This is a genomic window from Zhongshania sp. (assembly GCF_041623545.1).
Taxonomy (GTDB): Bacteria; Pseudomonadota; Gammaproteobacteria; order Pseudomonadales; family Spongiibacteraceae; genus Spongiibacter.
Genome location: NZ_JBFJWS010000183.1, coordinates 1 through 6,454, shown reverse-complemented (window position 1 = coordinate 6,454; position 6,454 = coordinate 1). Strand labels below are relative to the sequence as shown.

At 51.2% G+C, this 6,454-nt stretch carries 7 protein-coding genes; 4 read left to right on the top strand and 3 right to left on the bottom strand.

The genetic code is table 11. The annotated features are described in order from the left end of the window. The 4 genes from ABYT30_RS13875 to pta all read left to right on the top strand — a co-directional run. A partial coding sequence (locus tag ABYT30_RS13875; RefSeq protein ID WP_373097060.1) for an enoyl-CoA hydratase-related protein occupies positions 1-639 on the top strand: 639 nt, incomplete at its 5' end. Positions 640-668: 29 nt separating this feature from the next. Further along, positions 669-2,039, top strand: a complete 1,371-nt coding sequence (locus tag ABYT30_RS13870; protein WP_373080366.1) for an acyclic terpene utilization AtuA family protein — start codon at positions 669-671, stop codon at positions 2,037-2,039. Between the two features lies 1 nt (position 2,040). Beyond that, the gene (locus ABYT30_RS13865; RefSeq protein WP_373080364.1) at positions 2,041-2,385 is read left to right on the top strand and encodes a hypothetical protein; all 345 of its coding nucleotides are present in this window, start codon (positions 2,041-2,043) and stop codon (positions 2,383-2,385) included. Positions 2,386-2,392: 7 nt separating this feature from the next. Then, positions 2,393-3,367: a phosphate acetyltransferase gene (gene pta, locus ABYT30_RS13860; RefSeq protein ID WP_373097058.1), complete on the top strand. Its 975-nt coding sequence runs from the start codon at positions 2,393-2,395 to the stop codon at positions 3,365-3,367. A 180-nt stretch (positions 3,368-3,547) separates the two neighbouring features. Here pta and ABYT30_RS13855 read toward each other — a convergent pair whose 3' ends face one another. The 3 genes from ABYT30_RS13855 to ABYT30_RS13845 form a co-directional block, all read right to left on the bottom strand. After that, positions 3,548-4,396, bottom strand: coding sequence for an SDR family oxidoreductase (locus ABYT30_RS13855; RefSeq protein ID WP_373080358.1), 849 nt, complete (start codon positions 4,394-4,396; stop codon positions 3,548-3,550). Positions 4,397-4,411: 15 nt separating this feature from the next. Then, a complete protein-coding gene (locus ABYT30_RS13850; protein ID WP_373097056.1) occupies positions 4,412-5,584 on the bottom strand; it encodes an acyl-CoA dehydrogenase family protein in 1,173 nt (390 codons plus the stop codon). Positions 5,585-5,617: 33 nt separating this feature from the next. Beyond that, positions 5,618-6,454: acyl-CoA carboxylase subunit beta (locus tag ABYT30_RS13845; RefSeq protein ID WP_373097054.1), on the bottom strand; the 837-nt coding region annotated here is incomplete at its 5' end.

Sequence of the window (6,454 nt, the reverse complement as noted above, 5' to 3'; positions counted from 1 at the left end):
GCATTGCTTTTACAGGCCGAGGGGAGCAGCTTTTGCGCCGGAGGCGACATGAACTGGATGAAGCAAATGGCGAACTATAGCTACGAGGAAAACCTCGCAGACTCAAGAAAAATCGCCGCAATGCTCCATAAGCTAAATACCCTGCCCGTGCCAACCATCGCTCGAGTACAGGGGGCCGCTTATGGCGGGGGGGTAGGCCTTGTCGCCTGCTGCGATATGGCCGTCGCCAGCAGCAACGCCAAATTCTGCCTAAGCGAAGTAAAGGTCGGCATGATCCCAGCAACCATAAGCCCCTACGTGATTGCCGCCATTGGCCAGCGCGCTGCTCGGCGATATTTCACAACCGCCGAGGTCATTAGCGCACCAAAAGCACTTGAACTCGGGCTTATCAGTGAATTTCGGACCAGCGATGCAGAGGCAGATCAAGTTATAGCCGGTCTAGTAAAAGCTTTACTGAAAAATGGCCCACGCGCAGTAGGAGAGGCGAAGAGGCTTGCACTTGAGCTGAGTAACCGCCCCATTGATGCCGAACTTATTGAAGAAAGTAGTCGCCGAATTGCATTAACCCGCGACTCCAGCGAAGGCAAGGAAGGGCTTAGTGCCTTTTTAGAAAAGCGTAAACCCAATTGGATTCAATAAGCTAAATATCAACACAGCAGGTAGCGTTTATGAGCACAGACAAAAAAATATTAATCGCCAATGGCCAGGGCTTTTGGGGCGACAGCCTCTTAGGCCCACTGCGTCTCGTAAAAGAAGGGCCGCTTAATTACTTGACCCTCGACTATCTGGCCGAAGTCACCATGAGTATCATGCAGCGGCAAAAAGAGCGCAACCCGGAAGCGGGCTACGCCACTGATTTCGTGGACATGCTTCGAGAGATTCTGCCTACCTGCAAAGAAAAAGGCATTAAAGTCATCGCAAATGCGGGCGGCGTAAACCCCAAGGGTTGCCGGGACGCAATTCAAGCGGTGGTAAAAGAACTCGGCCTCACCGGTGTTAAAGTCGGCATAGTGGAAGGCGACGACATCCTTGAGCAATTGCCCGAGTTGATCAAGTCTGGCGAGAGCTTTAAAAACCTCGACAACGGCGACGCACTCGACACTGTTCTCAGCCGCTTATCCAGCGCCAATGTCTACATCGGCGCCAAGCCAATCGCTGACGCCCTTGCGCAAGGCGCTGACATTGTTATCACTGGTCGTGCCACCGACCCATCACTCGTCCTTGCGCCGCTTATTCATGAGTTTGGCTGGTCGATGGAAGATTACGACAAGCTCGCGGCCGGCACCGTTATGGGCCACATCCTTGAATGCGGCCCCCAATGCACCGGTGGCAATTACAATGACTGGCGCAATGTGCCCAACTTCGCCCGTATTGGCTACCCCATTGCTGAGGCGAGCGCCGACGGCAGTTTTGTCATCACCAAACACGATGGCACTGGCGGTTTAGTTAACGTCGACACGGTGACCTCCCAGCTACTATATGAATTGGGCGACCCAAAAAACTACCTCGGCCCCGACTGCACCTCTGACTTCACCAGCATTCAGCTTGCGCAAGACGGCAAAGATCGCGTGCGGGTTAGCGGCATCAAAGGCTCAGCGCCCACGCCAACCTATAAAGTGTCTATGTCTTACGCCAACGGCTACAAAATTGTTGGCCAGCTCACCTACACCGGCCCCGACGCCATCGAAAAAGCCCAGCTTGGCGCTGAAATTCTCTTTGAACGGGTGGGCATGTACGGCAAAGAAATTCCAAAGCAAGACCGCTTCGTTGAATTATTCGGCACTAACGTTTGCTACAAGGGCATTGTTAAGCAATCTGAAGAGCCCGCTGAAGTCATGCTTCGCGTTGGCGCAAAGAGCGACGACAAAAGCCTGCTGAATATTCTCGGTCGTGAATTAGCGCCGCTTATCACCAGTGGCCCCGTCGGTGTTACCGGATTCGCCGCAGGGCGCCCGCGCCCTGCGGAGATTGTTGGCTACTGGCCCGCACTGATCGACAAAAACAAAGTCACCACCACCGTATTGGTAGAAGAGGTATAACATGGCGAAAGTTAAATTGATGGAGGTTGCCATAGCCCGTTCCGGCGACAAAGGCGACGGCAGCAACGTCGGCATTAAAGCAAACACCCCAGAACTCTATCAGTACTTGGTAGAGAATCTGAGCATCGCCCGAGTTAAACAGCATTTCTCTGAAATCTGCTTCGGCGACATTCAGCGTTACGAGCTGCCAAACTTGCAAGCGCTTAATTTTATTCTAGAAGATTCATTAGGTGGCGGCGGCACAGAAACCCTCATCATGGATGCTCAAGGCAAGGTTCACGGCCTAGCCCTGCTACATATGGAAATGGATATTCCTGACGCACTGCTCGCCAGTAAAGCCAAGTAAGCACATTGTGAGCAGCATCCTCGATCAACTGCGCCAAGGCGCTCGCCAACAATTTCTTGCCGGCAAACCGGCAAGAATTTTGTTGCCTGAAACCAGTGATGAACGGGTTATCCAGGCTGCAAATAGCCTGCATGAACTCGGTCTCGTTACGCCTATTTGCTTAAGCGCCCACAAGGACCTGAATCCGCAAATAGAAGTATTCGAATCTCAAACGGACTGCGAACACTGGCGCAGCAAAGCCGTGGCTGAGCTACTGCGCCTGCGCGCAGCTAAAGGAATGACCGAAGCCAAGGCGCAAAGCGCAATTGAAAATCCACTGCTACTCGCTACGCTATTAATTGGCTGCGGCTACGCCGACGGCGGTATCGCGGGATCAATAGCAACAACCGCCGATGTTTTACGCGCAGGCATCCAAGGCCTTGGTTTAGCGCCTAACGCCAGAATCGTATCCAGCTACTTCCTTATGGAATTACAGGATAAACGCGTAGTCACCTACGCCGACTGCAGCGTCATTCCAGATCCAAATAGCGAAGAACTCGCCCATATTGCCATTGCCAGCTCAGCGGGGCACCAGCGCTTAACCGGCGCTACCGCCAATGTCGCACTGCTGTCTTTTTCAAGTAAGGGCTCTGCCGAACACCCAAATATTAGTAAAGTTAGGGAAGCAGTCACCATCGCAAAATCCCTTGCGCCCTTGCTAAATATTGACGGCGAATTGCAATTTGACGCCGCAATTATACCGAGCATAGGCAAAAATAAGGCACCGAACTCTAAGGTTGCTGGTCAAGCCAATGTCTTTGTTTTTCCCAATCTCGATGCCGCAAACATCGCCTACAAAATCACCGAAAGACTTGCTGGCGCGACAGCGCTAGGACCGATCCTGCAGGGTTTAAACAAACCCTGGATGGACCTATCAAGAGGCTGCAAAGCCAGTGATATAGTTGATTTAGCGGCAATCACGGCAATGCTCGTAGACAAGTAATTCGCCAGCCTTGGGATCGAGCACCGGACGATAGACGCTTAAAGAAATTTGCTATCGCTCACCAGATGCTCGCTTTCGCAAGCGTGATTCTGCACAGCAAGAGAAATCGCACAAATTCGTAGCCCCTACGAACGCGAGGACCTTTTACCGCTTAGCTTTCAGGCAGAAAAAGGACAAAACCTAACTAAAATAATCCGGCTTGCCCGCCATCCACAAGTCGCCCCAAAGCTGGCCACCACCATCAACGGTCAGCACTTCACCAGTTACAAAGCCCGCCGCATCCGAGGCTAAATATGCACAGGACTGGGCGATTTCCCAAGGTGTGCCAAAGCGCTTCATTGGATTAGAGCGATCGAAGGCGCTCCTCGCTTCGTCGGAATAAACCCCCATACCTTCAGAGAAAATAACACCAGGGGCGACGCAGTTAACGCGAATACCATATTCCGCCCACTCTACGGCAACCGTTTTCGACAAATGAATAACGCCCGCGCGGGCTGCACAGGTGTGCGCACCACCCGCCATTCCCCGCGCCACTACCGCCACCACATTTACCACCGCCGCGCGCTGCTTGCGCTCACGCCATTGCCGAGCGGCGTGCTGCATCATATACCAGCTGCCATTGAGGTTATTGCCAACCACAGCGTCAAAGCCATTTTTAGAAAACTCAATAGCGGGCTGAGGAAACTGACCACCAGCGTTATTAATTAAGACATCAAGGCGGCCGTATTTTTCAAAGACTTGCGCAAACATTACGGCAACACCGTCATAGTCACGGATATCCTGAACAAGGTACTCAGCGGAAAATCCAGCAGCACTTATAGCCGCGCAACAGGCTTCCAACTTAGCCTCGGTACGACCAATAATTACTACCGTTGCGCCCAAGCGCGCTAACAGCCAGGCAGTTGCGCGACCAATGCCACTACCGCCACCACTGACCAACACCACTTTTCCACGAAAACTGTCTTCGCCAAACAAGGTCTTAGCTTCGGCGAAATCGCGGTCGCTCATTACGGTGTTGGCGTCAGACATCTTGATCAAACATCCTTATTTGGCGAGCAATTCGCCCGCAATAATTAGCTTGCGAACCTCAGTGGTTCCAGCGCCAATTTCCAATAACTTGGTTGCGCGGAATAAGCGGTTCATTTCTGACTCCCAGATATAACCACTGCCACCGTGAATCTGGACGCCATTATCCAGCACCGTATTCAGACTATTGGCCGCGTACATAATTGCCGCCGCAGTTAACTTATGAATTTCACCACGACCAGCCTCGCCGTGACCAACAGACTGACAAGCACTCAGCGCTTTATAGGTCATCAACTTCATACTTTCAATAAGTGTGTACATATCAGCTAACCGCGACTGTACCATCTGAAAGCTCGCAATGGGCTTTCCAAATTGCTCGCGAGTTTTAGCGTACTCGACGGATAGCTCCAAAGCACGCTCCGCAATACCGACGCAAATTGGATTTATCATTGCGCGCTCTAGATCCAAGCCACTCATAACCACTTTATGGCCTTGATCCAACTCACCGACAATATTTTTGGCAGGTACACGGCAATCTTCAAAAACCAGCTCCGCCGTCTGACTCCCCCTAAACCCCATTTTTTCTAGCTTTTGCGCGACCTTAAAGCCGGGCGCGGTGGTTTCCAGCAGAAAAGCAGTTATACCCTTGGAGCCCGCATTCTTATTGGTTTTCGCGTAGACCAACACTACATCGGCAATTGGCCCATTGGTGATGTAAATTTTAGTACCGTTAAGCACATAGTCGTCACCATCTTTTACGGCGGTTGTGCGCATAGAACCCAGGGCATCAGAGCCTGCACCGGGCTCTGTCAAACCTAGAGCGCCAATTTTTTTACCGGCGCAAACATCTGGCAGATATTTTTCTTTCAAATACTCGCTGCCGTTGGCAAATACATTATTGGCAAACAAATTATCATGCACCACCCACGCCAAACCAAACGCATGATTCCAACGCGAAAACGCCTGCGCAATAACCCCGCACGACATAAAATCTAATCCGGCGCCGCCATACTTAGAATCAACCGTCACGCCCAGCAAGCCTAACTCGCCCAACTGCGGCATGATATCTTCTGGCCACCACTCATCGTTGTCCATACGCTGCGCCAACGGATACAACACATCACGACCGATACGATCGCAGTGATCTAATAATTCACGGTGCTCGTCGGCTAGCTCAAAAGCATTAGTCATAGTTACCTCTATAAATCCTGTTGATGTGCTGCGCTATACGCGAAACACGCCGTAATGGGGGTCATCAATTGGCGCATTTAGTGACGTAGCAATGGCCATACCCAATGCATTGCGCGTATCCGCAGGGTCAAGAATACCGTCATCCCACATTAGCGAAGAGGTGTAATACGCGCTGCTCTTGTGGTGATAATCGGCAATAATCTCTTCTTCAATACGGCTTTTCTCGTCGTCAGCCAACTCTTTGCCTTCGCGCAATAACTGATTAGTTTTAATCGTAGTTAAGGTCTTGGCAGCTTGCTCAGCGCCCATGACCGAAATCTCGCTATTGGGCCAACTGAACAAAAATCGTGCATCGTAGGCGCGACCACACATGCCATAATTACCTGCACCGTATGACCCGTTGGTCATTACCGTGAACTTAGGCACATCGACACCGGCTTGAGCCATAATCATCTTGGCACCGTCTTTGGTAATGCCCTCACGCTCGTATGCTTTACCCACCATATAACCAGTGATGTTTTGCAAAAATACCAGCGGTGTTTTGTTCTGATTACAGAGCTGAATAAAATGCCCTGCTTTTTTCGAACTGTCGTTGAACAAAATTCCGTTATTAGCAACGATGCCGACCTTATAACCCCAGATATGCGCGTAGCCACAGAGCATGGTCTTGCCGTAATTGGGTTGGTACTCGTGGAAGCGGCTGCCGTCTACAATACGGGCGATCACTTCCATCATGTCGAACTGAGTTTTGATATTCGCAGGAATAATGCCATACAGTTCTTTAGGGTCGTAATACGGCTCTTCAGATTCCTGCTGCTGTGCATCCCATTTTTTCGGAGTACTCCACTGAGCAACAATTTCTCGACCGAT

Excerpts from the sequence above, each read along its gene's own strand:
- ABYT30_RS13870 (WP_373080366.1), top strand. The coding sequence starts at position 669 with ATGAGCACAGACAAAAAAATATTAATCGCCAATGGCCAGGGCTTTTGG.
- ABYT30_RS13865 (WP_373080364.1), top strand. The coding sequence starts at position 2,041 with ATGGCGAAAGTTAAATTGATGGAGGTTGCCATAGCCCGTTCCGGCGAC.
- ABYT30_RS13855 (WP_373080358.1), bottom strand. The coding sequence starts at position 4,396 with ATGTCTGACGCCAACACCGTAATGAGCGACCGCGATTTCGCCGAAGCT.
- ABYT30_RS13850 (WP_373097056.1), bottom strand. The coding sequence starts at position 5,584 with ATGACTAATGCTTTTGAGCTAGCCGACGAGCACCGTGAATTATTAGAT.